Source organism: Flavobacterium sp. CYK-55 (assembly GCF_018413465.1).
Classification (GTDB): domain Bacteria; phylum Bacteroidota; class Bacteroidia; order Flavobacteriales; family Flavobacteriaceae; genus Flavobacterium.
The window spans coordinates 1-25,461 of the sequence record NZ_JAHCDK010000006.1 but is presented as its reverse complement, the minus strand read 5'-3'; the positions used below and the strand labels follow the sequence as shown (position 1 = coordinate 25,461).

Here is a 25,461-nt window from a genome sequence, read left to right as displayed (position 1 = left end):
TAAGTCATATAACATTATTTATAAAACCTGCTCTTTTGAGCGGGTTTTTTTATTTTTCAGAATAGGTGTCTGTGTAAAAATGGATGTTATTTTTAAAGAATACCCTAAAATTTAATAGGGTATATTTCTAAATTGATAAAAGTAAATCAAACATAGCTTCAAATTTTTAGGGTGTAATTCAATTTTTATAATTTTAGTTTCCTTAAACTACTATTTATGAGAAGAATCGTCCTTAGTTTTACACTCGTTTTACTTTTATTACTCAGTTTATTTTCGCATATCATATTTGACAGCGCGTCTAACCAACTACCGGTTACGGCACAATTTGATACCGGCGATACCGCTTGGATGATTGTTGCTACAGCGTTGGTTTTGCTCATGACACCCGGTTTGGGTTTTTTCTATGGCGGGATGGTCGGCAAAAAAAATGTCATCAGCACCATGATGCAAAGTTTTATGGCCATGGTGATTGTAACTGTACTTTGGGTGGTGGTCGCTTTTGGTTTGTCGTTCGGTAGCAGCATCGGCGGGCTTATTGGTAACCCAACTGATTATATCTTTTTTCAAAAAGTAAGCGTTTCGAGTGTTTGGCCTTTGGCGCCCACGATTCCTTTTTTATTGTTTGCTTTATTTCAAGCCAAGTTTGCCATCATCACCCCGGCTTTGGTGACCGGAGCCTTTGCCGAACGCATTCGCTTTTGGGCTTATTTGCTGTTTATGGTTTTGTTTATTCTGTTGGTGTATACACCGCTGGCGCATTGCACTTGGCATCCTGAGGGGCTGTTGTTCAAAATGGGTGTACTCGATTTTGCCGGCGGAACCGTCGTACACATGAGTGCCGGTTGGGCAGCACTCGCCGGGGCTATTTTTCTCGGAAAACGAAAAACACAAAACACCAGTCCGGCGCGCATTACTTATGTATTACTCGGAACCGGTTTGTTGTGGTTTGGTTGGTTCGGATTCAATGCGGGCTCGGCCATGGGTGCCAACACCATTGCGGTTCAAGCGCTTGGAACTACTACAGTTGCTGCAGCCGCTGCCGCGATGGCTTGGGTGTTTCTCGATAAAATTTGGGGGCACAAACCTTCGGCGATGGGCGCTTGTATCGGCTCGGTGGTTGGTTTGGTAGCGATCACTCCGGCGGCGGGTTATGTGAGTATGCCGCATGCAATATTCATCGGGATTTTTAGCAGTTGGGTGAGTAATGTGATGGTTGCCAAATTCCCGAAAGGCAAAATTGACGATGCGCTTGATGTGTTCAGTTGTCACGGAGTAGGCGGCATGGTCGGTATGGTACTCACGGGTGTTTTCGCTTCCAAACAAGTCAATCCCGCAATCACCGATCAAGGTTTAATTTTTGGCGAAACCACTTTATTTTTTAATCAATTGGTTGCCTTGGTTTTGGTTTCGATTTTTGCTTTTACGATGTCTTATGTGGTGTTTTTTGTGGTCAACAAACTAACGCCTTTGCGCGTGAGCGAAGAAAAAGAAGCGCTCGGACTGGATATTACCCAACACGGTGAAAACCTCTAAAAAGCATCCGGATTTTGAATGATTTTTTCAGCGCGTTCAAGCAAGGCTGCGCGTTGTTCCGCTGGCATTTTGTTGAGCTGATGATACATCATCGCCATTCTTGGATTGTCTTGAAACAATGGTCTATTCACCTCGACAAAATGCCAATATAAACTATTGAAAGGGCAAGTTTTTTCTCCGGTTTTTTGTTTGACATCATAGGCACAACCGCTGCAATAATCGCTCATTTTTTGAATATAACTACCCGATGAAACATAAGGCTTGGTGGCAATGATTCCGCCGTCGGCATACTGACTCATACCTCGTGTATTGGGCATTTCAACCCATTCAATAGCGTCGATGTATACGCCCAAATACCAAGCGTCTACTTGGTCGGGATGAATTTGTGTAAGCAACGCAAAATTTCCAATCACCATGAGCCTTTGAATGTGATGTGCATAAGCATCGTTCAGACTTTGCCCAATCGCATGCTTGAGGCAGTTCATTTTGGTTTGGCCTGTCCAGAAAAATTCCGGAAGTTGATTTTGATGCCCAAAGTAGTTGAGTGATTGATATTCGGGCATTTTGGCCCAGTAAATTCCGCGTACATATTCGCGCCAGCCCAGAATCTGTCTGACAAAACCTTCGATTTGCGGCAAACTGATTTTTTGCGGATTTTGCTCAAAAGTATCAATGGCTTTCTGAATGACTTCCATTGGTGAGAGCATTTTGGTGTTCATCGCAAACGACAAGCGCGAGTGAAACAGATATTTTTCACGGCTGTGCATCGCGTCTTCGTAATCGCCGAAATGTTCTAATAAATGCGCACAGAAATAATCCAGTTGCTGCAAACATTGCTTTCGGTTGATGGGCCAATCCAAATGTTTAGGATTGATGTGGCCAAAATAATCCATGTTTTGCGCATCTATTTCTTGATGAATTTCGCGCACATCATTTTGAAAAATAGCCGCGAGCGGAACCAGATGTTCTCCTTTGTATTTTTTGCGGTTTTCGTGGTCAAAATTCCAAGCGCCGCCCACCGGAGCATCGCCTTGCATCAATATGTGATGTTTTTTGCGCATTTGTCGGTAAAAGCTTTCCATGAGCCATTGCTTTTTTCCTTTAAAGAAGTTACCCAACTCGGTTTTTTCGGTCAAAAAATGTTCGGTTGAAAAACATTCATAGGCAATAGGCAAGCAGGTGCAAAATTGATTGAGTTGCTCGTCTAATCGATATTCGTCGGGTTGTTGATATTCAAATTTTTGAATAGATAATTCGCCGATCAAATGAGAGAGAATTTCATCAAGCGGTTTTTTCGCCCAATCGTCACCAATTTTAAAGTAACGCACTTGATGTTTTTGAGCCGTCAGTTCTTGAGCAAAGCATCGCATCGCAGCAAAGAAAGCGGTGATTTTTTGAATATGATGTTTGACATAACTCGTTTCTTGATGCATTTCAATCATCAAATAAGTAATATCGTCAGAGGTTTTTTGATACCACGAATGTTGCGCATGGAGCTGATCGCCCAAAATAAGTCGAAGTGTTTTCATGATTGGTTCAGCCAGAGTTTTTGAAAATTTTGCTCGGGATCATACATCTCAGCCTGACGCTTGATGTTGAACATTCGATCGCGCGGATCGTTGCCCACACCGGCATTATAGATCCAGTTTCCGTAGTTGCTGTGCACGTCGTAATCTATGAGCATGCTTTCAAAATATGCGGCACCGATGCGCCAATCTTCTTGCCATTGTTTGGCCCAAAAACTCGCTACATTTTGTCTGCCGCGGTTGCTCATAAATCCGGTGTTGCGCAGTTCCATCATGTTGGCGTTGACAAAAGGTTCGGGTGTTTTGCCCTCGGCCCATTGCTTGAATTTTTGCGGATTTTGTTTCCAAGAATAAGCGCGACTCAGAATTCCGCCCAAATAAAAAATCTTGTTGTGGTGTTTGAGTGAAATATATTTGAAGTAATCGCGCCAAAGCAGTTCAAAAATCAACCAATAAGTGTCTTCAGTTTTGGTCACCGTGCGTTCGAATTTTTGCACAGCTTCATAAATGGTACGCGCCGAGATGCTTCCGTTGGCGAGCCACAGCGATAATTTTGAACTGTAATCGGCATCGATGAGCCCGTTGCGGGTTTGCTTGTAGCGCGACAGATTTTGGGTTTCAAATAAGTAATGGTCGAGCCTATTGAGCGCATGGGTTTGTCCGCCCTGAAAAGGCACCGACGAGTTGGGATGTGTTTCAAAATCTTCAAAGCCCAAATCAGTCAATGACGGAATTTTACCTTGTGGTTCGCGGTAGTTTTCAATCGGCATTTTTGGCTCGGGCAACGCTGCTCGCACACGGCTGAGTTGTTCGGTTTTTTTGCGGAATTCGGTAAAAACTTCGGGCAATTGCGCTATGGTTTTGAATGGAATATCTTCAGGATGAAACAAAAACTGATCGTAGTTTTGAATCCATTGCACTTCTTGGATGGTGTTTTTTCGAACTTGATGAAAAACCTTTTGTTCTTCAGCGGTCCACTCGGTCATTTTATAGACGCGGTTGATGGCGTTTTGTTGGATGAAGTTCGAAATAAAATCTTCGGGCTTTTGAAAAACAACCTCAAGCGGAATATGGATTTTTTTGAGCGATTGTTGTAAATCAGTCAAGGTCTCCAGCAAAAAGCGGGCGCGGAATTTCTCGGTTTTTTTAAAGCCGAATTCGGTGTATTCAAACCAGCTTGGATCTAAGCAATAAACCGCTTGAACGCTTTGATTCTCTGCGCAGGCTTTGCTGAGTGAAACCTGATCGTGTGTGCGCAAATCTTGGGTAAACCAAACGAGTGCTTTCATGAATTTGTTTTTTTATTTTGTCGACAACGATCGCTGCAATACAGCACAGCATTCCAGTTGCGTTCCCATTTTTTGCGCCAGCTAAACGGACGCTCGCAAACCGGACAAATTTTGCTGGGCAAATGGGGTTTTGTATGGGCCATTTATAAAATTGAATAAACAGGTTGATTGGGGCGCGCATAGGCAAATCGGTCGAGGATATTGGGCAAAGCATAACCGTCGAGACCATTGATGACGACTACTTGCGCCTGGTCAAGCCGAATCCAACCATCTTGGTGCAAAAGCTCGTCTTGGATAAAGATTTGCTCAATTGATGCAACAATCATGATGGTATTGTTCTCTGCGATGGGATATTCATTGAGGTATTTGCAATACAGTTGTACCGGGCTTTGGGCTACAAACGGAATCTTAAAATCTGCTCTGATTTGTGGGCATAAATCGGTTTGGTCAAACTCAGAAATTTCAGCCGGATAAGCCGCAGAACTATGGTGGGCGCTCTGGATTTGCGCCGCGGTAATGTGGTTGATGGTGAAATACTCGGTGGCGCGGATGTTTTGATAAGTGTTTCTGGGCACGACCGTTGGCCGAACAATGAAACCAATCAAGGCCGGATCGCTGCCCAAATGCGTAACGCTGCTGAATACGGCTACATTGTTGATGCCGCTCTCAGATTGCGACACGATGAGGTTGGCCGATTTGTATCCGGTGCAGGAATTGATGAGGTTGAGCCGATAGATGCGATCCATTTGTTGGATTTCGGCTTGTGAAAATGATTTCATGTAGGATGGTTTGAGCCGCAAAAATACAGTTTGTTTAATAAAATAAATAAAAAGTTAAACAAAATTTTCAATCGCGTGAAGGATGGCAGCGTTAGCCCGCAGCGCAGCGAGGACTAAAAGCGAACAGCCTGACAGCGGCGCAGCGCAGCGGAGCCGGTGGCACGCCCCAATAATAAATTTCAATTTTATGCGCTGAGCCAATATTATTCGCTACTTTTGACGCGCTTTTACGATGCAATTTCATCATGCAACAATCTAAGAAAATCGCAGTGGTCGGGTCGGGCTTGGTAGGCTCACTTTTGGCTATTTACCTCAAAAAAGCCGGACATACGGTTCATGTTTTTGACCGCAGCCCGGATATTCGCACCGTTGAATTCTCGGGGCGTTCGATTAATTTGGTGATGTCAGACCGCGGTTGGAAAACCCTGCAAGATATTGGCTTGGATGATGAAATCAGACAAATCGGGATTCCGGTAGACAAACGCGCGATTCACATGCCTGATCGTTCGCTCAACGAGCAATATTACGGCAAAGAAGGCGAGGCGATTTTTTCGCTTTCACGCGGTTTGCTCAACCGTAAGATGGTTGATTTGGCCGAAGCAGCAGGCGTTGAATTTTTCTTTGAGCACCGTATTTGGGATGTTACTTTGAGCGATGCTACTTTGCACATTGGCGAAACCGAACGCGGCGAGTGGAACGAACTCGATTATGATTTGGTGTTTGGTTCAGACGGAGCGTTCTCACGCGTGCGCCACAGAATGCAGCGTCAGAGTATGTTTAATTATTCACAGGAATTTTTAAAACTCGGCTATAAAGAATTACATATTCCGGCCAATGCCGACGGCTCGCACAAACTCGATAAAAACTCATTGCATATTTGGCCGCGCGGCGAATATATGCTCATGGCGCTGGCCAATACCGACGGTACGTTTACCTGTACTTTGTTTATGCCGCACGAAGGCGAAAACTCATTTGCACAACTCAAAGATCAAGAAACCTTGGAAGCTTTTTTTGCGGAACATTTTCCGGATACGGCCGAGGTGATTCCTGATTTGGTGCATGATTTCTTTAAGAATCCAACGAGTTTTTTAGTAACCATGAAGTGTTTTCCGTGGACGTATCAAGATAAAGTGGCTTTGATTGGCGATGCTTGTCATGCGATTGTTCCGTTTTACGGACACGGTATGAATGCCGGTTTTGAAGATATTACGATACTCAACCAAATGATGCAGCGCTACGGCGATGATTGGCAAATGATTTTTTCGGAATATGAAAAATCGCGTAAGCCCAATGCCGATGCGATTGCCGAACTGTCGTATCGCAATTTTATGGAAATGAGTACCAAAACCGCCGATGCTCAGTTTTTGCTTCAGAAAAAAATTGAGAAGTGGTTTTCAGAAAAACACCCTGATAAATGGTTGCCGCTGTACAGTCGCGTGACGTTTAGTTTGCGTCCGTATTCAGAGGCGTTGGCGTTGGGCAATCGTCAGAACGAAATTATGGAAACTGTTCTCAAAACGATTCCGGATATTCAAAACCGCTGGAATAGTCCTGAGGTGGAACATAAAATTCTTGAGTTATTGGTTCATTCTTAGGGCGGCTGTTCCGGCTGTTCACGATATCTTTTGGCTTGAACCCCAACCCAAAAGGATGCTGTTGCCATCCGGGCCGCGCTGGCGCAAACGGCAAAATTACGCTTCTTCTCGATGCACTTTGGTAAAGTCAAATGCCGGTTGACAAATCGCGATATATTCACAGGGCTCATCAAACGGATTGGCATATTGCACACGCACATTTTTTTCAATTTTGATGGATTGTCCGGCTTCTAGCACAATCACTTCGCCCGCAATAGTGAATTGCTTTTTGCCCGAAATGATATAAGTGTACTCATCAAATTCGGGTGTTTGATAAGGTTCGCTCCAATGCGGCGGTGCAATCATGTGCGCCATAGAAATGTCCGGGTTGTTGGTGGCTGCGCGACCGTGGTGTTCTTCAATGAGTTTGCCATCGGTGGTGGGCACAATAAAAGGCGATTTTTGAATTTGATAGTTTTTGTTCATTATGAGGATTATTTTTTAAAGATAAAATACACCGCCAACACCAAAAAGCAAAAGCCAACGGCATGATTCCATCTAAAGGTTTCGTTTTTGAAAAACAACATAGAGAATAGCACAAAAATAACCAGTGTGATGACTTCTTGAATGACTTTAAGCTGCATTAAACTAAACGGTCCGCCATTGCCTTCGTACCCAATTTTGTTGGCCGGAACCTGAAAGCAATATTCAAACAACGCCAAGCCCCAACTAACCAAGATGATTGTGATAAGTCCGGCATTTTCAAACCATTTGAATTCTTTGAATTTTAAATGGCCATACCAAGCCATAGTCATAAAGATATTAGATAGGATTAAAAGCCCAATGGTGTATATGCTTTTCATATTTTCATTTGTTTTAAACTGCTCAAAAGATGCATTTGGTCGGTGATTTCGGCTTGTTTTTTTTGCAAAACGATTATTTTAACATTTGGTCGAAAATCTTCTTCATTATCAATTGTTTAGCTATACTTTAGCTGAAAATTAACCTATTATTTCATTTAAAATTCTTCCCCATGACTGCGAACATGACCACTTTAGCACTAAACCTTTTAATTTCTGAAAGAAGAAACCATAGACTTGTTTTTGCCGGTAAAATTATTGAACTTCTTCAACAAAACAGCCCGAATTCTGAAGATGAAAAAAATCGAAAAGAAGATTTTGTTTCAGTAATTGGCAAATGTATACAAAACCCGAATTGTGATGACAGGGGATTGTTCTTTGAATACGCTCAGTATTATGCTGATGCTATTCACGGAAAAACAGTTTCTGCTTTGGCATAAAATATAAATCGTTTTTCGCAGTGTTTATTTTTTCAACATCTTACTTAAAATACTAAACGCTCCGCGAATAAAAGTAGCGCTAGTGACTACTTTTAAAACTGATTTTCCAATCATTTGAGCCGTATCTGACTCTTGCTTAGTGGTTTCTTTTGGGGCCTCGGCAGTTTCAGCTGCGGCTTGTTCTTGTGCGGCTTCGAGCTTTTTACTCAGCATTTCATAGGCGCTTTCACGATCAATATCTTGACTGTATTTCTTGACCAATTTTGATTGTGTGTTGATGACGTCAATCTCATTTTGTAGTAAAACATCCATCCGGCTTTGTGGGGCGCTCAGCATCGTGGCAGCGAGTGGTGTTGGACTTCCTTTTTCATTGAGCGCGGTTACCAATGCTTCGCCAATGCCCAATTCTGTAATGATTTGATCTGTCTGATAAAAATCAGATAGCGGATAATTGTCGGCGGTGAGTTTGATGGCTTTTCTGTCATTGGCTGTAAAAGCTCTGAGTGCATGCTGAATTTTCAAACCCAATTGCGAAAGCACGCCGCTCGGAATATCATTCGGGTTTTGTGTGATGAAATATATCCCGATGCCTTTCGAGCGAATCAGCTTGACAATCGTCTCGATTTGTTCGAGCAAAGTTTGGCTGGCTTGGCTAAAAATCAAATGCGCTTCATCAATAAATAAAACCAATTCCGGGCGATCTGCATCGCCTTTTTCGGGCATTTGCTGATATATCTCGGCCAGTAAACTCAGCATAAAAGTCGAGAATAATTTAGGTTTGTCTTGAATGTCATTCAATCTAAGGATGTTGATATAACCCATTCCGTTTTGGTCAAATCGCATCAAATCAGCAATGTCAAAAGATAGTTCTCCAAAAAAGAAATCGCCGCCTTGTTGCTCTAGCTCAATGATTTTGCGCAAGATGGTTCCGGTAGTTGAAGGCGATATTTTTCCGTAGTTGGCCTCAATTTCTTCTTTGCCTTCTTCGGTAATATAATTGATGACTTTTTTGATATCCTTTAAATCTAAAAGCGGCATCTGATGATCGTCGCAATATTTAAAAATGACCGAAACTACGCCTGATTGTACATCATTCAAATCAAGAATTCTCGAAAATAAAACCGGCCCGAATTCTGAAATAGTGGCTCTGAGTCTAACGCCGGGCTGCTCTGAAAGCGATAAAAGTTCTACCGGATATTTTTGCGGCGCAAACGGAATGTTGATTTTTTGATGTCGTTCAGTGATAAATGATTTTTCTTCTCCCGCTGCTGCAATACCGCTAAAATCTCCTTTGATATCCATCATCAAAACCGGCACGCCCATGGTTGAGAGTTGTTCTGAAAGCACTTGGATGGTTTTGGTTTTACCGGTTCCGGTGGCGCCGGCAATGAGTCCGTGACGGTTGAATGTTTTGAGCGGAATTTTAATTTGGGCCTGAGCTTGTACCTCACCATCGAGTATGGCAGCGCCAAGTGCTACACTCTCGCCTTGATGATTATATCCCTGTTGGATTGAATTTATAAAATCTGAAGTTCTTGACATTGTTATTATATATTAAGGTATGCGAGTTGTTTTTTATACATGATAAAATGCTGATGGCAATTTCAATACGATTTCTTCGTTTATGTACAGATTAACAGGTTGTGAAATTCTCAAAAATTTCTAAAAATGACTGATTTAATCACAGCAAAAAAACAACTTTTATTTGAATTGCGGCAGAGTTGATAATAGAAACAAACTGCTGATTTTATTGGGCTTCAATTAAATTTCAATTAAATTAAAAAAAGTTTTTTTATTAGAACTAAAAAATTAAATTTGCTGCTATTCAAAATTTATTTACAACTAAAACTAATAAATCATTTAAAATTTAAAAAAATGGCAAACGTTAAAAAAGAAGGTGGTTCAAATTTAGGAGGAATGTTCTCTGGAATCGTAATTGTAGCTTGTATTTTTGTAGGAGTTCTTGTTTGGAATTTCATCATGGGTGCTGGTTCTAACTTTGAAGGAGGCGTAAACACTGGAGCTCCACTTAAAGGAAATTATTTAGCAATGGTTTACAAAGGAGGTCCAATTGTTCCTGTTTTGATGGGATTGTTATTAATGGTGGTTGTTTTTTCAATTGAGAGATATTTTGTAATCACTAAAGCAACAGGAAAAGGAAACTTGGATCAATTCATGAAATCTATCCAAGCTAGTGTAACTAAAGGTGATATTGACGGAGCCTTAGCAGCTTGTGACAAACAACAAGGTTCAGTAGCTAACGCTATTCGTTCAGCTTTAGTTAAATACCAAGACGTTAAAAAAGAAGGATTCAACAGTGAAGAAGCTGCTGAGACTATCCACAAAGAAATTGAAGAAGCTACTTCGCTTGAAATGCCAATGTTGGAGCAACACATGACTATTTTGTCAACTTTGGTTTCTTTAGGAACACTTGCCGGATTGTTAGGAACGGTAACAGGTATGATTAAAGCGTTTGCCGGATTAGCTGGTGGTGGCGGAGCAGATTCTGCTGAATTAGCAAATGGTATTTCTGAGGCTTTGATCAACACAGCTACTGGTATCTCAACTTCAGCTTTGGCGATCATCGCTTACAACTTCTTTACTTCCAAAATTGATACTTTGACTTACTCTATTGATGAGGCAGGTACAACCATTGTAAACACATACAGACACTTTAGAGGTAGCTTAAAACAATAATTTGATATTTATTTATCAATAATAATATATAGACTATGGCAATAAAAATGAAAAAGAAGTCAACATCTACCGATATGACGGCGATGTGTGACGTTGCATTCCTTTTGCTTACGTTCTTTATTTTGACTGCTACTGCTAAAGTTCCTGAAGTAATGCCTGTAGATACGCCTGCATCAACTGTTCAGACGAAGTTGCCAGAGAAAGATTTGGCTACTTTGACAGTGGGTAACGGTAAAGTATTTTTTGATGTCAAAGGAAAAGATGTTCGTGTAAGAACACTTGAACTCATGGGCAACAAATACGGCGTTAAGTTTTCTGAGGAAGATCAAAATAAGTTTGCGATTATGGAAAGTTTCGGCGTTCCGGTTCAAAATCTCAAACAAATTTTAGATATGAAGCCTGCTGATAGAAAGAATGTTCAACAACCCGGAATTCCTAAAGATTCTTTAGATAATCAATTGGCTGAGTGGGTTCAGAATGCTCGTATTGCCAATATAGAGTTGCACGACAAAGAGTTGGAACTCGCTATTAAAGGTGATGCTAAAGAAGAATATCCCATCATCAAAAGAGTCATGGATATTTTACAAGACCAAAAAATCAATAGCTTTAGTTTGGTTACTGGTTTGAGAGGAAAAGAAAAATAATTTTATAAAAATATATTAGATGGCTGAATTAAATACCGGCGACGGCGGTGGTAAAAAAGGCAGTGGCAAAGTCAGAAGTAAAAAGCAAAACTCTAAAGTTGATTTAACAGCGATGGTAGATTTGGCTTTCTTGCTGATTACTTTCTTCATGCTTACTACTACGTTGTCTAAACCCCAATCGATGAATTTGGGTTTGCCTGATAAAGACCCAGACAAGGATAACAACAAAGATGTTAAGGTAGATGAAAATCGTACCATGACTATATTGTTGGGTGAAAATAACAAATTGGTTCGATATGTAGGTTTGTTAGCTACTCCTGTTTCTGGAGGAGCGCCTAAAGACTTCGCTTATGGTAAAGATGGTATCCGAAAAGAATTGCTTGATCGTAAAGAAAAAGTACTTCAATATACCGGAAACAAAGACAAAGGAATGATTGTAATCATTAAACCAAGCAAAAAATCAAAATATCGCAATTTGGTTGATATTCTTGATGAAATGGCGATTGTCAATGTGCCAACTTATGCTATTGTGAATGAGTTTACTCCAGAAGAAAGCAAATTGATCAATGGCGGATCGGCTGCAGCAGCATCTGAAACTCCTAATCCTTAATCTAATTAAAAAAGAAAAGACATGAAATTAGATTTATTAAAAAATCAATGGCTTGAAATCGTTTTTGAAGGACGAAATAAATTATACGGAGCATATTATCTTAGAGCAAACAACGGGAAAACGACCATGAGGTCACTCATTATTGGAGGTATTATTTTTACCTTTTTAGTGAGTATTCCTGTGTTGGCTAATTTGCTCCCAGATGGTTCAGATGATGCAGTTTTAGATCAAAAAATAACGACTGTAAAACTGCCACCGAAAGAAAAACCAAAAGAAAATCTTCCGCCACCACCACCGCCGCCACCAAAAGTGGATCAGGTAAAATTTGTTAAGCCTGTGGTTGCTAAAGCAGAAGAAGTAGTTGAAGAACCACCTAAAATCAAAGAAATCGTTGATAAAAAAATCGGCGCTGAAACGATCAAAGGTGATCCGGATGCTGAGTTAACGGTTGAACCTGTGGGTAATGGGCCGAAAGAAGTAGTTGAAGAAGACAACAACATCTACAACACGGCGGGTATTGAGGTAAAACCTGATTTTCCGGGTGGACTTGAAAAATTCTACAAATTTGTAGGAAAGAATTTCCAAGCACCAGACGATGAAGATTTCCCTGGCGGAAAAGTGTTTGTTACGTTTGTGGTTGAGAAAGACGGTTCACTTACCGATGTAAAAGTTCTTCGTGATGCAGGTTACGGAACAGGTAAAGAAGCTGTTCGCGTTCTTAAGTCTTGTCCGCGTTGGAACCCAGGAGAACAAAATGGTAAAAAGGTAAGGGTTTTGTATTCATTGCCAATTACAGTTAACAGAGCTGAGTAATGCTTAGAAACATATCTAAAAACTTCATGAAGAAATCGCTTAAAGAGCGATTTCTTCTCGTTATAGGCATATTGTTTTTTATGTCTTATTTTGTTTTAGGGCTCATGATTATTTTTTTAAAGAAATTGCCCATTTCACTCAATGCTAATGCACGTTGGGCGTTTGGAATTTTACTCATCGTATACTCATTTATACGTTTTGTGCGTTTAATGAAATCTAATCAAGAAGAATAATGAAAAGAATATTCGTTGTTTCAGTTTTAATAGGCATTACCCTTATTGCGGTCAATTGCAAAAAGACTGAGGTTAACAAACAAGTTCACTCTAAAAAAGAACAAGCCACAGTATTAGTCGATCAAACGCTTCAGCCGATAGTTGAAGATTTAGTGATGATTTTTGAAGATCGTTATCCTGTGAAAATCAATTTAGAAGTACGGCCTGATGCTCAAGTTATTTCATCATTAGCCAATGATTATAAAAAAATGGCCATCTTGCCTAGAGATTTAACAAGTGATGAAATCAAGTTCTTTGATGCCAAAAAGATGCATCCCAAAATGACACCTTTTGCCAAAGATGCCATCGCTTTGATCACCCAAAAGTCTAGTCAAGATACTTTAATCAGTATGCAACAAATTGTTGCATTGATGCAAGGAAAAGCCGTTGGGCATTTCAAAGGATTGGTTTTTGACAACCCCAATTCAAGTACAGCGCGTCAGCTTTGTGCACTTGCGGGTCTGACCAAAATGCCTGAAAAAGGAGTTTTTTCATTCAACACACCCAATGAGGTTTTTAACTATGTTGCGCACAACACCGGAATGGTAGGAGTTGTCGGAATTAATTTTATCTTTGAGCCCTCAAATGAAATTCAAGACAATTTAAACCAAATCAATGTGTTGCGTGTTAAAGGCAGTAAAAACACAGAGTATTATTACCCAAGTCAAGATAATATAGCCTCGGGCAAATATCCTCTGGCACGTGATTTGTTTATCGCCAATTGTCAAGGGAATACAAGTTTCGGAATCAGATTTTCAAACTTTATAACCAGCGATGTAGGTCAAAGAATTATATTAAAATCCGGATTGGTTCCGGCCATTTTTCCGACGAGAAAAATCCAAATAAGAAAAACCATTACAAACCCAAGTAAATAAATTTAAAATAACCAACCATGAACACTTTAAAGATTTTTAGCCTGTTGTTATTAGGAACAGCTACCATCAGTCAAGCTCAAGATATTGAGCAAGCCAAAAAAGCGATGGATGCAGAACAGTATGAAAAGGCAAAATCAATGCTCAAATCTATTATCCAAGCCAAACCTGCCAATGGTAAAGCTGCCTTCTTTTTAGGAAATGTATACCTAAAACAAAACATCGAAGATTCTGCCAAAATATATTTTCAAAAAGGCCTTACAGCCACTGATGGTGGTCGTTTAAATTACATCGGTTTAGGTCAAATCGATTTAGACAACAACAATCCAGCTGCTGCCAAAACCAATTTTGATTCGGCTACCAAAGACATGAAAAAGAAAGACATAGAAGAATACATCTATGTTGCTAAAGCCTACATGAACAGTGACAAACACGATTATAAAACGGCTTTAGAATATCTCAACAAAGCCAAAGCGATCAATCCAAGCGATGCATTGACACAAATGGCTTTAGGCGATGCTTACTACGGTGAGAAAAACCAAAACGAAGCTTATGCGGCTTATCGCAATGCTTTTCAAACTGACCCAACCTTAATTCGTGCCAAAATGCAATTAGGTGTTTTACTCAAAGGAGCCAAGTCATATACTGAGGCTGTCAGAGCTTTTGATAATGTAATTGCTGCCGATGCCAATTATGGTCCGGTTTACCGCGAGTTGGCCGAAACCTATTATTACTGGGGCAACAACGAACCCAAAAAATACAACGAATACATTCAAAAAGCCTTGAGCTATTATGAAAAGTACATGAGTATGACTGATTACTCACTTACTTCAAGAATGCGTCATGCCGATTTCTTGATTTTAGCAAAAGATTACAAAGCGCTTGAAGTTGAGGCCAATAAAATGAAAGAGCTAGATAAAGTTAACCCAAGAATCTTACGTTATTTAGGTTATTCTGCATACGAAAACGGAAATGTTGATGTAGCCATTAAATCATTACAAGATTTTATCGGTAACCCAAGCAACAAAATCATTGCTCGTGATCATTTGTATTTAGGTTTGGCTAAACTCAGAAAAGCCAATAACCTTGAAACCAAAACCCTTGATCAAAACATGTTCAATGCCGGAGTGGCCGATATCAAAAAATCAGTTGAAATGGAAATCAACATGACCAATGATTTAAGCGAAGTAGGCAAAAAATTCTACGAGCAAAAATTGTTCAAAGAAGCATCTGTAATTTATGAAATTGCCACAAGCAATATCAACTCAAAAAATTATTTACTAGACAACTTTTACCTTGGCAACTCATTGTATTACAACAATACTCGAAAAGACGTCGTAAAACCAGATCCGATTGAATTGCAAAAAGCCGATGCTGCTTTCGGAAGAGTTATAGAAGCTTCACCAACCACTCAAGATGCTTATATTTTTAGAGCGCGTGCCAATCGCTTGCTCGAAAACGAAGAAATGATCATCAAATACTACGAAGATTACCTCAGAGTAGTAACTGAAAAAGGCCCCGATGAAGTAACCAAAAACAAGGCTAAATTCATCGAAAGCTACAACAACATTGCAGCAAGTTATGCCAATACCGATGTAGCCAAAGCCAAAGAGTATTTCAATAAAACGCTAGCGCTTGACCCAGCCAACACCTACGCAACAGAATCATTAAAATCTTTAGGAAGCGGTAAAAAATAAATCTAAACAACCTTTAAAAACCGATGGCCCAAAGCTGTCGGTTTTTTTATGCGTAGCTTTTTCCTGCTATGCGTTTCAAGCTTTTGGTCGTACGGTCTTTTTGTATCGGCTGGCCAAAGCTTCCGCTGGTCGCTCTGGCCAGTCGGCAAAAACAAACCGTCCGTCAGCAAAGGCTTTTCACTGCTATCAGGGCTAGAAAGCGGCTCGTCAGCATAACTTTACATGCTGCCAGATTGTTTTTCGCGTTTTGTCTTTGCGGAGCTTGATGCAAAGCGGTTTTTCCTATCTTTGCCCCATGTTAGCAAAAGAATCCCAAATAGCCGTTGAAAAAGGCACCATGCTTCCGCTCATGGAAGAGTTTTACACCATTCAAGGCGAAGGCTTCCACACCGGAACTGCTGCCTATTTCATCCGCATTGGCGGCTGTGATGTAGGTTGTCATTGGTGCGATGTCAAAGAAAGCTGGAACGCCGAGTTACATCCGCCAACATCTATTGAACCTATTGCGCTCAATGCTCAAAAATATGCCGATACCGTTGTGATTACCGGTGGCGAACCACTCACCTGGGATATGCTTCCGCTCACGCAATTGCTTCACGATAAACAACTCAAAGTGCACATAGAAACTTCTGGTGCTTATCCAATTACTGGCACTTGGGATTGGTTTTGTCTGTCACCCAAAAAAAACAAACTACCGGTTCAAGAAGCTTATGATCGTGCCGATGAATTAAAAGTCATCATATACAACAAGCACGATTTTATTTTTGCCGAAGAGCAAGCTTCAAAAACCAATCCGAACGCCATCCTATTTCTGCAACCCGAATGGAGCAAAAAAGACGAAATGACTCCGCTTATTGTTGACTATGTCATGAACAACCCAAAATGGCGCGTGTCGTTGCAAACCCATAAATATTTAAACATTCCATAGTTATGAAAGCCAAGAATCTTTTTTTAACTCTCATTTGTTTTGTTTCCTCTATTTCTTTTGCTCAACTTGGTGGTGAAGATGAAGTTTACCTCAATGGTGGTGAGCTTGTTCAAGCCAAATTCCAAGGTGGCGGATTAGAAAAGTTTCAAGAATTTGTCCGCAGTAATTTTGATTATACCAAAGTCAAAAAAGCGGGTTCAATGCTGGCTTCTTTTACCATAGAAACTGACGGCTCTGTCAAAAAAGTAAAAATCCTCAAAATGATTGATGTTGATTCAGGCGTTGAATTTATGCGCGTTTTGAATTTGTCTCCTAAATGGGAACCGGCCAAACGCGGTGGCAAACCAGTCAGTATTGAAATTAAATATCCAATGAACTTTACAAGTCGCTGATATGAAAAAGACAATGGGTATTCAGTTGTGTTGCATCTTATTGCTTTTGACAACCCATTTGGTCAAGGCACAAGATGAAACAACTGCACCTGAAGCACCCGTTTTAGAGCTCAAAGAGGTAGAACAACCGCCAGAATTTCCGGGTGGAACAGATCGTTTTTACGACTATTTCAACAGCAAATTTAAAAAGCCCGAAGTTCCGGATTTGATTGGTAAAGTCTTTATTTCATTTATAGTAGAACCCGATGGAACGCTCACAGACCTCAGTGTTTACAGAGATATTGGTTTTGGTGTAGGTGAGCAAGCACTTCAAATCGTCAAAGAATCCCCACGTTGGATAGCGGGTCGTAAAGAAGGCAAACGCGTGCGGGTTCATTACATACTTCCCATCGGAATTTACATAGGTAAACATGATTAAATCACAATTTTATCTCGATCCTGAAATCACTTTTCTCAACCACGGATCGTTCGGCGCTTGTCCAAAACCTATTTTTGAGAACTATCAATATTGGCAAAGTGAACTAGAAAAGCAACCGGTTCGTTTTCTTCAAAAAGAGTTGCCGGGTTATTTAAAAACATCCAAAAAGGCATTGGCTGAATATATTCATTGCGCGCCTGAGGATTTCTTTTTTACGCCCAATCCAACCACGGCCATCAATACGGTCATGCGCAGTATCAAGTTGCAACCCGGCGATGAAATCCTCACCACCAACCACGAATATGGCGCGATGGATAGAACCTGGAACTACTATGCTCGCCAATCGGGAGCTCAATATATTCGCCAAAATATTTCTTTACCCATTACTTCAAAAGAACAAATCTTAGAACAATTCTGGAGCGGCTATACATCCAAAACCAAAATTGTTTTTCTCAACCAAATATCGAGTGCTACTGCTCTGATTTTTCCGGTTAAAGAAATTTGTGAAAAAGCCAGAGCTTTAGGATTAATCACCATCATTGACGGAGCGCATGTTCCGGGGCATATTGATTTAAATCTTTCAGAACTCAATCCGGATTATTATACCGGAACTTTGCACAAATGGATGCTAGCACCCAAAGGCTGTTCGTTTTTATACGTCCGAAAAAAACTTCAAGACAGCCTTGATCCCTTAGTGGTGAGTTGGGGCTATGACAGTGTTTCGCCCGGAGCAAGTCGTTTTCTGGATTACCACGAACAACAAGGAACTCGTGATATAGCTGCTTTTTTGACGGCACCGACAGCGATTCAATTTTTAGAAGAGAATAATTGGCCCGAACATGCTCAAAAATGCAAACAGATCATTATAGATGTTTACGCTGATTTTTGTGCGTTGCTTGGTTCTGAACCTATTTGTCAGGTAACTTCAGAATTTTTTGGGCAGATGTGTAGTATTCCCATCAAAACCCAAAAGCCTTTTGAACTCAAAGAAATGCTCTACAACCAATATAAAATTGAGATTCCCGTGATGCAAATTGACCACGGTATTTTTCTTCGAATTTCATTAAACGCCTACAATGACGAGCGCGATTTAGAGATTTTGAAAAACGCTTTGATTCAAATACAGGCAACTACAGATTTACTTCAGTAGTTATTTCTGGCAATGACTTCATAAAAATCTCAATTTAGTTTGTATCATTGTAAAGATAATTGACTCGATTTTGATGATTAAATCATACCTCAGATGAAGCTTAAATATTACCATAACCTTGACGGATTTAGAGCTATTGCAGCGTTTGGAGTTGTTATAGCGCATTTCTTTACACTTGAACGACTAGGTGGCTTGTCAAGCTTATTCGCCTTGGCACAACAAGGTAATTCTGGGGTTTCACTTTTTTTTGTACTCTCGGGTTTTGTCATTACCCGAATTTTATTGCAATCAGTCAATAGCCCGCGGTATTTTATTAATTTCTACGGTCGAAGAACATTGCGCATTTTTCCGCTTTATTACTTAGCGCTTTGTTGTTATGTATTTATTCCGGCTTTGTTGCATTGGGTAAGCACTTTTCCGCCGATTTCTGAAAGTTGGTATCATTTTGCTTACCTACAGAATTTTGCTCGAACCTTTAATTGGCCGAGCCAAGGCCCTGGTCATTATTGGTCTTTGGCGGTCGAAGAACATTTTTACCTTATTTGGCCGGCAGTTGTTTATGCTTGCCGGGGAAAATACCAAGAAAAATTACTCGCCGTTTCCATCGGATTTATAGCTATGGCAGCAGCTTTGCGTTGGCTGATGTTTAGTCGCGGTATGGATATAAATGTATTTACTTTTACCCGTTTAGATCAGCTTTCGATGGGTTGTATTCTTGCAATATTAGAAAGTCGTGGATGGCTTGAAAAAGCGGGTCGAGATAAAACTTTTTTAGGATTGATGTTTCTGGGCATATTGAGCATAGGAATTTGTAGTAGAGGCTCTGAACTCATGATGAATGTCACCAAACACTTAGCTTACGGATTACTTTATTTTGGTCTTATCGGATATGCCATTACAACCACTTCAAATCACTTGATGAACCGTTTTTTAAATCATTCGGTTATGCAATATTTGGGCAAAATAAGTTATGGCTTATATGTTTGGCATGTCTTGGTCTTAATGTTTTTTGAGCATTATGTAACACCGGGCAATAGTTTGATTGATTTTATTATGGTTTCAGTTGTCTCAGTTGCTGTTTCGGCCTTGTCTTGGCATTTTTATGAAAAGCGATTTTTATCTTTAAAACGATACTTCGAACATTAGTTCATGAGCTTTCTTGTTGAAATTCAGCTTTATGAACATCAAAAAGGGTGGGATTAAATATTAAAAAAGCATATAACAGTTTGAATTATTGTTTGTAATATTGCCGAGTAAAACCAACCATTTATTATGAAAAAGCAAATTACCCTACTAATGGCTCTTTTGTCACTCACGGCTGTTGCACAACGCAAATGTGCGACGATGGACAAATTGCGCGCACGTCTTGAAGCCGATCCGGCCTTTGCTGAAAAGCACCGTGAAATGATAGATTATATCCGCAATCCCGAAACACCTAGAGCAGTTTTTAACAGAGGTGTTAATCAACCGGCTACGGTTGTAACTATTCCGGTAGTATTTCATGTTTTGTATGCCAACAGTTCGCAAAACGTAACCGATGCACAGATTCAAACACAATTAGACGTGCTCAACAAAGATTACCGAAAACTCAATACTGATTTTACTGCGGTGGTTCCGGCAGTTTTTCGCCCAATGGCAGCCGATATGGAAATTTTATTCTGTAAAGCAACCCGAACCCCGGCAGGAGCTTCAACTACAGGAATTGTCAGAAAACAAGTTGCTTCAAATTTCAACATGGAAAGCAATTATTATAAAACTTCAGGTGATCCGGCTTGGGATCCGAGTAAATACCTCAATATTTGGGTAGGAAATTTAGGAAGTACTATTTTGGGCTTTGCCTATTTGCCAGGTGATGCTCCAACAGTTGGCGAAGATGGTTTGTGTATTAATTACACAGCTTTTGGTACAACCGGTACTGCGGTTGCTCCATTTAACAAAGGGCGTACGGCTACCCATGAAATTGGCCATTATTTTGGTTTAGATCATCCGTGGGGTAATGGCGCATGTAGTGGCGATGACGGCGTTGCTGATACTCCGGCTACCTATCAAGAGTATTATGATTGCCCAACATTTCCTACCAATGCCAATGCTTGCTCTAACACAACTAATGGCTCAATGTTCATGAATTATATGGATTACGTTGACGATGCATGTATGGCTATGTTTTCTAACGGACAAAAAACAGTGGTTCAAGCTACTTTGTCTGGCCCGCGCGTGAGTTTGCTTACCTCAAATGGCTGTGCTGCTTTAGGATTAAATGAAGTTGAGGCGATTCAAGCCATTGCTTGTTATCCGAACCCAGCGTCAAAATATTTCATGATTTCATCGCCACAAACCATGATTGATGAAGTAGAAATCTACAATGATTTAGGGCAATTGGTTAAAACCCAAAAACTCACTCAATTTAACAACGAAATCAACATCGAGTCATTGGCTTCCGGAACATATTATTTGCGTATTTACAACCAAGGCGAGTTTGTAAAATCAGACAAAATCATCAAGAAATAATCTTCTTAGATATAAAAACTAAACCGGAAGTTGTCGCTTCCGGTTTTTTTATGTTCAAATTATATCCAAAGTTTGGCTAAATAATCAAAATGTTCGCCTTCTACAACCAATTCACATTGCAAACCATTCGCATGCGCGGCATTCTGTAAAGTGTTGTAATCAACATACAACCAGTCAAAAGGTTCTTCTTGCTGTCCTTTGTAGGTGATGTTAAAAACAACCTCGCCATAATACGATTCAATAGACGGAATCCATTTTCCGCCATCTTCATCTTCGTCAAACATATAAATAATATCAGAACTGTCTATGAGCATCTGGCCGCCGGGCGCCAACAATGATTTGAGTTTTTGCAAAAAAGCAGTCATGTTTTTGAGTTTGCCAAAAATTCCGATGCCGTTCATCATCAGTAATAAGGTGTCGTATAGTTCCCCTTCAATTGCCATGACATCACTTACGCGCGTATTTTGAATTCCGCGCAATTGGCAGGCTTTGATGGCCTGTTCTGAAATATCGATGGGAAAAACTTCACAAGCGCTATTTTCTTGTAAATACAAACTGTGGCTTCCGGCGCCGCAACCAATGTCAAGGACTTTTCCGCGCGCCATTTGTAAAGCCTTTTGTTCTAGTTGGGGCATCTCTGAAAATGACCGAAACAAATAAGCCACGCTCATCGGATCGGCTTCTGAAATTGAAGTTTCGGTGATAATGTCTTCGGGTTGATTATTGGTTTGATAATCGAGGATGGCTTGGCCAAACAAATCTTTTATCATAGAGTTTGTATTAAGTTGTTTACTTTTGACGCAATCAATTGTATTATGGGGTTAAAACCATCCTTGAACGATATTCAAAAGCTAGCCAAAGATAAGCAGAACGAAAACAAAAAGTATTTCGATAAGCTCAAAAAGAAACCGCCCAAAAATCTCGATTACTTAATGCAAGATTTGCACACGGCAGAGTTTCGCAAAACCGATTGTTTGCAATGTGCCAATTGTTGCAAAACGACCGGCCCGCTTTTTACTTCAGCCGATATTGAACGTATTGCCAAGCATTTTAAACTAAAACCACAACAATTTATTGAGCAGTATTTGCGTATTGACGAAGACAATGATTATGTGTTGCAAAGTGTGCCGTGTACTTTTCTCGATGCCGAAAATTATTGCATGATTTACGAGGTTCGCCCCAAAGCTTGCCGCGAATTTCCGCATACCGATCGTCAGAAGTTTTATCAAATTGCACCTTTAACACTCAAGAATGTAGCTATTTGCCCTGCGGCGTACAACATCGTCGAAGAAATGAAAAAGCGTTTGCCGCTTTAGTTGGTATTCAAGAAACTGTCCGGATAAATCAAATACTTTTGGCGCATTTCTCTAAATTTACTCAAGCCTGATTTCCAAGTAGCGCGAATTTCTTCTTCAGACATCCCGCCTTCAATTTGTTTTTGCAGTTTTTTGCTGCCCGCGAGTTTGGTAAAATACGAGTTAAAGAATTTCTCAGGTTGTTCGGTATTTCGATAAGCATCAATGAGCCATTTGAGTTCTAAATGACTGATTTTAGGAATGTGCGATAAATCTTCGCCACAACATTCTTTACCGTTTTGCGGCGGCTCTTTTGAACCGGCATTGGGTTTGGGTGTAAAACTGTAGTGATAAGAGGTCAAAAAAGGCGAGCCGTATATCTGAAATTGTTTATCGGTTCCGCGGCCCACGCTTACGTTGGTTCCTTCAAAAAAACACAAACTCGCATACAAATTAATGGCTTGATCGTTGGGCAAATTCGGCGAAGGCCTTACCGGCAAACTATACGGCATTTCACGGCGATAGTTCTCGCATGGGACAATCTTGAGCGGACATTGCAAACTGTCTTTGAGCCAACGTTCACCGTTGATCATCAACGCATATTCGCCAATGGTCATGCCGTGCAATACCGGAATCTCGTGCATCCCCACAAAACTGCTGTATTCTTTTTCCAAAATGGGTCCATCGACTATAGCGCCATTCGGATTGGGCCGGTCTAATATAATCAGTTCAATGTTGTTTTCAGCGCAAGCTTCCATCACATAATGCAACGATGATATATAGGTGTAAAAACGTGCGCCAACATCTTGCAAATCAAAAATCAATACCTCAATACCTGACAATTGTTCTTTAGAAGGTTTTTTGCTGTTGCCGTATAACGAAATGATCGGAATACCTGTTTTGGTGTCTTTGCCATCTACAATCAATTCGCCATCGGCACCTTCTCCGCGAAAACCGTGTTCGGGCGCAAAGATTTTAACCAAATCAACTTTGGTTTTTTGCGTCAGATAATCAACAATATGCATCGTCTCTGATTTCATACCCGATTGTTGCATATGGTTAACCGTATCTATATAAGTATAAGGGTATTCATAAGTAATTTGTCCACTCGGATTGGTGAGTACGCCTACTTTTTTGTTGCGCAACAAGCTTAGATAACTCTCGGTATTTTCGGCGCCGGTCAAAAATTTAGTCGATGTAACTTTGCTTTTAACCATAACCCGAGGTGGCAGCGAAGGATTCACTACGGTAGCTTGTGGCGTTTTACAAGCGCTGACCATCAATAAAAGCGTCATCAGCCCAAACCAAACCGTCGGTGGGTGTTTGCTCAAAATACCGCTTTTTGTTTTATATGTCAAAATCATGCGTCAGAATTAATCCCCCCAAATTCGGTAAATCGTATCTAAAGCTGTACTTTTGGGCCAAAACACACCAGATTGAATCTCGAATATTTTATTGCCAAGCGGCTTGTGACCGATAAAGGGCGTAAAAGTAGTATTTCTGCCCCAATTATAAAAATTGCCATTGCAGCCATTGCCATCGGAATGATGATGATGATTGTATCGGTGGCCACCGGCATTGGTTTACAACAAAAGATTCGCGAAAAAGTTTCGGCTTTCAACGGTCATATCATCATTTCTAATTATGATGACAACCAATCGCAAGTAAGTGTGATGCCGTTGTCGATTCATCAAGATTTTTATCCGAAGTTTACCAAAGTCAGCGGAGTTAGTCATGTACAAGCGGTGGCCAGCAAAGCCGGAATCATTCGTACGGCAGATGCTTTTGAAGGAATTGTTTTCAAAGGTGTGGGCCAAGATTACCGTTGGAAAAACATCGGCGAATATATCATTCAAGGCCGCAAGCCCAACTTGTCAGGTGCGCTCAACAATGAAGTACTCATTTCTGAATATTTAGCCCAACGGCTCAAACTCAAACTGGGCGATACGTTCAATACGTTTTTCATGAAAGAAAGCGGAAACCAATTGCCTAATTTGCGCGTTTTTAAAATAGTCGGTATTTACAATTCGGGTTTGCAAGAGTTTGATTCTTCTTTTTTAATGGGTGATATCCGTCATGTGCAACGCATCAATAAATGGACGGCAGATCAAGTCGGCGCGTTTGAAGTTTTCTTAGATGATTTCACCGCCATTCAAACCAAAGGAAAAGAAATCTACGAAAACATCAGCTCAACACTTGACAGCCAAACCATCGCCGAGAAATACTACTTTATATTTGAGTGGCTCGAATTGTTTGACTTCAACATCATCGTAATTCTCGTGGTCATGATTGCCGTGGCCACCATCAATATGGTCGTAGCTTTGCTCGTGCTCATTCTCGAAAGAACCCAAATGATCGGCATTCTCAAATCGCTCGGAGCAGCCAACTGGAGCGTGCGCAAAATATTTCTCTACAATGCCTTTTATCTCATCATCCGCGGATTATTTTGGGGCAACCTGCTCGGTGTCGGGCTCGTGCTCATTCAACAATACACCGGCATCATTCAGCTCAATCCCGAAAATTATTACGTAAGCGTTGCGCCGGTATCGCTCAGTTTCAGCTATTGGTTGGCGCTCAATTTGGGCACAACGGTCGTTTGTTTGCTGGTGCTTTTAATTCCGTCGTACATCATTACCAAAATTTCACCGGTCAAAGCCATTCGGTTTGATTAGGTTTATTTGGGCGTGCCGGCTCGTTGTGTTTTGATTTTTCAGTAAAACTAAATCGCTCGCCGTCGGGCTTTACGCAGTGCGCGGCACTTTCCTTCAATCCCTCACGCGTACTGATACAATTCAAGCATTTATCAAAAATGAAACTTTGAAAGATACCTGAAGTCCATCGGACTTCCTCCTCTTAATATCAAATCTCACGCAGGCCTTGTTATTCGTTAAAACGTTTAATTTTTCCAGAAAAGTTATTGTTCGTTATAAGTTGGGCAATTGTGTTTATCATTTAGGTGTATTTCACAGCAAAGCCCGATGAGCAATAAAACTTCAAAAAAACTTTACCGATTAAGTTTCCGGTTTTCAGTTGGTTAAAAAAAACCTTTAAATTTTTTCAATAAAAAGTTTGGATAAGAGAAAAAGGTTTGTACTTTTGCACCCGCTTTGAGAATGAAGCGGGAATATAAACAAGTTCATAGACATATTGAATTGACAGCCGTT

At 40.5% G+C, this 25,461-nt stretch carries 27 protein-coding genes; 18 read left to right on the top strand and 9 right to left on the bottom strand.

Going from position 1 to position 25,461, the window contains the following annotated elements:
• The first annotated feature begins 216 nt into the window (after positions 1 to 216).
• Positions 217 to 1,533 (top strand): ammonium transporter, encoded by a 1,317-nt coding sequence (locus KIH23_RS08140; protein ID WP_213212911.1) that lies wholly within the window; start codon positions 217 to 219, stop codon positions 1,531 to 1,533.
• Here KIH23_RS08140 and KIH23_RS08135 read toward each other — a convergent pair.
• Genes KIH23_RS08135 through KIH23_RS08120 form a run of 4 tightly spaced genes read right to left on the bottom strand, consistent with a single transcriptional unit; the run spans position 1,530 to position 5,127 of the window.
• Positions 1,530 to 3,062, bottom strand: coding sequence for a cryptochrome/photolyase family protein (locus KIH23_RS08135; protein ID WP_213212909.1), 1,533 nt, complete (start codon positions 3,060 to 3,062; stop codon positions 1,530 to 1,532). The genes KIH23_RS08140 and KIH23_RS08135 overlap by 4 nt on opposite strands.
• On the bottom strand, positions 3,059 to 4,348 hold the full coding sequence (locus KIH23_RS08130) for a DASH family cryptochrome (RefSeq protein WP_213212907.1): 1,290 nt from the start codon (positions 4,346 to 4,348) through the stop codon (positions 3,059 to 3,061). The genes KIH23_RS08135 and KIH23_RS08130 overlap by 4 nt, the downstream gene beginning before the upstream one ends.
• Positions 4,345 to 4,491, bottom strand: coding sequence for a DUF2256 domain-containing protein (locus KIH23_RS08125; protein WP_213212905.1), 147 nt, complete (start codon positions 4,489 to 4,491; stop codon positions 4,345 to 4,347). The genes KIH23_RS08130 and KIH23_RS08125 overlap by 4 nt, the downstream gene beginning before the upstream one ends.
• The gene (locus KIH23_RS08120; protein WP_213212903.1) at positions 4,492 to 5,127 is read right to left on the bottom strand and encodes a flavin reductase family protein; all 636 of its coding nucleotides are present in this window, start codon (positions 5,125 to 5,127) and stop codon (positions 4,492 to 4,494) included.
• A 245-nt stretch (positions 5,128 to 5,372) separates the two neighbouring features.
• Between KIH23_RS08120 and KIH23_RS08115 the strand changes: the two genes are divergently transcribed.
• Positions 5,373 to 6,722, top strand: coding sequence for an FAD-dependent oxidoreductase (locus KIH23_RS08115; RefSeq protein WP_213212901.1), 1,350 nt, complete (start codon positions 5,373 to 5,375; stop codon positions 6,720 to 6,722).
• Between the two features lie 96 nt (positions 6,723 to 6,818).
• Here the strand turns inward: KIH23_RS08115 and KIH23_RS08110 are convergent, their stop codons facing one another.
• Together KIH23_RS08110 and KIH23_RS08105 are read right to left on the bottom strand one after the other, a co-directional pair.
• Complete coding sequence (locus KIH23_RS08110) at positions 6,819 to 7,187, bottom strand: cupin domain-containing protein (protein ID WP_213212899.1); 369 nt, start codon at positions 7,185 to 7,187, stop codon at positions 6,819 to 6,821.
• An 8-nt stretch (positions 7,188 to 7,195) separates the two neighbouring features.
• Entirely contained in the window at positions 7,196 to 7,564 is a 369-nt protein-coding gene (locus tag KIH23_RS08105) for a DMT family protein (protein WP_213212897.1), read from the bottom strand.
• A gap of 170 nt (positions 7,565 to 7,734) precedes the next feature.
• Between KIH23_RS08105 and KIH23_RS08100 the strand changes: the two genes are divergently transcribed.
• Positions 7,735 to 8,001 carry a hypothetical protein gene (locus KIH23_RS08100; RefSeq protein WP_213212895.1) on the top strand — a complete coding sequence of 89 codons (267 nt, stop codon included), beginning with the start codon at positions 7,735 to 7,737 and terminating at the stop codon, positions 7,999 to 8,001.
• Positions 8,002 to 8,025: 24 nt separating this feature from the next.
• Here KIH23_RS08100 and KIH23_RS08095 read toward each other — a convergent pair whose 3' ends face one another.
• Positions 8,026 to 9,543, bottom strand: a complete 1,518-nt coding sequence (locus tag KIH23_RS08095; protein ID WP_213212893.1) for a helicase HerA-like domain-containing protein — start codon at positions 9,541 to 9,543, stop codon at positions 8,026 to 8,028.
• A 333-nt stretch (positions 9,544 to 9,876) separates the two neighbouring features.
• On the opposite strand from KIH23_RS08095, the gene KIH23_RS08090 reads away from it, so the two are divergent.
• From KIH23_RS08090 to KIH23_RS08030, 13 genes are all read left to right on the top strand, one after another.
• Positions 9,877 to 10,698, top strand: coding sequence for a MotA/TolQ/ExbB proton channel family protein (locus KIH23_RS08090; RefSeq protein WP_213212891.1), 822 nt, complete (start codon positions 9,877 to 9,879; stop codon positions 10,696 to 10,698).
• Between the two features lie 35 nt (positions 10,699 to 10,733).
• Complete coding sequence (locus KIH23_RS08085; protein ID WP_213212890.1) at positions 10,734 to 11,342, top strand: ExbD/TolR family protein; 609 nt, start codon at positions 10,734 to 10,736, stop codon at positions 11,340 to 11,342.
• Positions 11,343 to 11,361: 19 nt separating this feature from the next.
• On the top strand, positions 11,362 to 11,952 hold the full coding sequence (locus KIH23_RS08080) for an ExbD/TolR family protein (protein ID WP_213212888.1): 591 nt from the start codon (positions 11,362 to 11,364) through the stop codon (positions 11,950 to 11,952).
• A gap of 21 nt (positions 11,953 to 11,973) precedes the next feature.
• Complete coding sequence (locus tag KIH23_RS08075; RefSeq protein ID WP_213212886.1) at positions 11,974 to 12,765, top strand: energy transducer TonB; 792 nt, start codon at positions 11,974 to 11,976, stop codon at positions 12,763 to 12,765.
• A gap of 80 nt (positions 12,766 to 12,845) precedes the next feature.
• Entirely contained in the window at positions 12,846 to 12,998 is a 153-nt protein-coding gene (locus KIH23_RS08070; protein WP_317197029.1) for a hypothetical protein, read from the top strand.
• Entirely contained in the window at positions 12,998 to 13,912 is a 915-nt protein-coding gene (locus KIH23_RS08065) for a PstS family phosphate ABC transporter substrate-binding protein (RefSeq protein WP_213212882.1), read from the top strand. Before KIH23_RS08070 ends, KIH23_RS08065 begins: the two co-directional genes overlap by 1 nt.
• 17 nt (positions 13,913 to 13,929) lie before the next feature.
• Positions 13,930 to 15,606: a tetratricopeptide repeat protein gene (locus KIH23_RS08060; protein ID WP_213212881.1), complete on the top strand. Its 1,677-nt coding sequence runs from the start codon at positions 13,930 to 13,932 to the stop codon at positions 15,604 to 15,606.
• Between the two features lie 295 nt (positions 15,607 to 15,901).
• A complete protein-coding gene (locus KIH23_RS08055; RefSeq protein WP_213212879.1) occupies positions 15,902 to 16,534 on the top strand; it encodes a 7-carboxy-7-deazaguanine synthase QueE in 633 nt (210 codons plus the stop codon).
• A 2-nt stretch (positions 16,535 to 16,536) separates the two neighbouring features.
• Entirely contained in the window at positions 16,537 to 16,926 is a 390-nt protein-coding gene (locus tag KIH23_RS08050) for an energy transducer TonB (protein WP_213212877.1), read from the top strand.
• Between the two features lies 1 nt (position 16,927).
• Positions 16,928 to 17,344 carry an energy transducer TonB gene (locus KIH23_RS08045; RefSeq protein ID WP_213212875.1) on the top strand — a complete coding sequence of 139 codons (417 nt, stop codon included), beginning with the start codon at positions 16,928 to 16,930 and terminating at the stop codon, positions 17,342 to 17,344.
• Positions 17,337 to 18,494 carry an aminotransferase class V-fold PLP-dependent enzyme gene (locus KIH23_RS08040; protein ID WP_249684857.1) on the top strand — a complete coding sequence of 386 codons (1,158 nt, stop codon included), beginning with the start codon at positions 17,337 to 17,339 and terminating at the stop codon, positions 18,492 to 18,494. The genes KIH23_RS08045 and KIH23_RS08040 overlap by 8 nt, the downstream gene beginning before the upstream one ends.
• Positions 18,495 to 18,587: 93 nt before the next feature.
• A complete protein-coding gene (locus KIH23_RS08035; RefSeq protein ID WP_213212873.1) occupies positions 18,588 to 19,640 on the top strand; it encodes an acyltransferase family protein in 1,053 nt (350 codons plus the stop codon).
• 126 nt (positions 19,641 to 19,766) lie between these two features.
• Positions 19,767 to 21,002, top strand: a complete 1,236-nt coding sequence (locus KIH23_RS08030; protein WP_213212871.1) for a M43 family zinc metalloprotease — start codon at positions 19,767 to 19,769, stop codon at positions 21,000 to 21,002.
• A 59-nt stretch (positions 21,003 to 21,061) separates the two neighbouring features.
• On the opposite strand, the gene KIH23_RS08025 is transcribed toward KIH23_RS08030, so the two are convergent.
• Complete coding sequence (locus KIH23_RS08025; protein WP_213213104.1) at positions 21,062 to 21,769, bottom strand: class I SAM-dependent methyltransferase; 708 nt, start codon at positions 21,767 to 21,769, stop codon at positions 21,062 to 21,064.
• Between the two features lie 48 nt (positions 21,770 to 21,817).
• On the opposite strand from KIH23_RS08025, the gene KIH23_RS08020 reads away from it, so the two are divergent.
• On the top strand, positions 21,818 to 22,318 hold the full coding sequence (locus tag KIH23_RS08020; protein ID WP_213212869.1) for a YkgJ family cysteine cluster protein: 501 nt from the start codon (positions 21,818 to 21,820) through the stop codon (positions 22,316 to 22,318).
• Here KIH23_RS08020 and KIH23_RS08015 read toward each other — a convergent pair.
• Positions 22,315 to 23,628: an exo-beta-N-acetylmuramidase NamZ domain-containing protein gene (locus KIH23_RS08015; RefSeq protein ID WP_410505130.1), complete on the bottom strand. Its 1,314-nt coding sequence runs from the start codon at positions 23,626 to 23,628 to the stop codon at positions 22,315 to 22,317. The two genes, KIH23_RS08020 and KIH23_RS08015, sit on opposite strands and share 4 nt — an antisense overlap.
• Positions 23,629 to 23,733: 105 nt before the next feature.
• Here KIH23_RS08015 and KIH23_RS08010 point away from each other — a divergent pair, with 105 nt between their 5' ends.
• A complete protein-coding gene (locus KIH23_RS08010) occupies positions 23,734 to 24,969 on the top strand; it encodes an ABC transporter permease (protein WP_213212867.1) in 1,236 nt (411 codons plus the stop codon).
• Positions 24,970 to 25,461 lie beyond the last annotated feature (492 nt).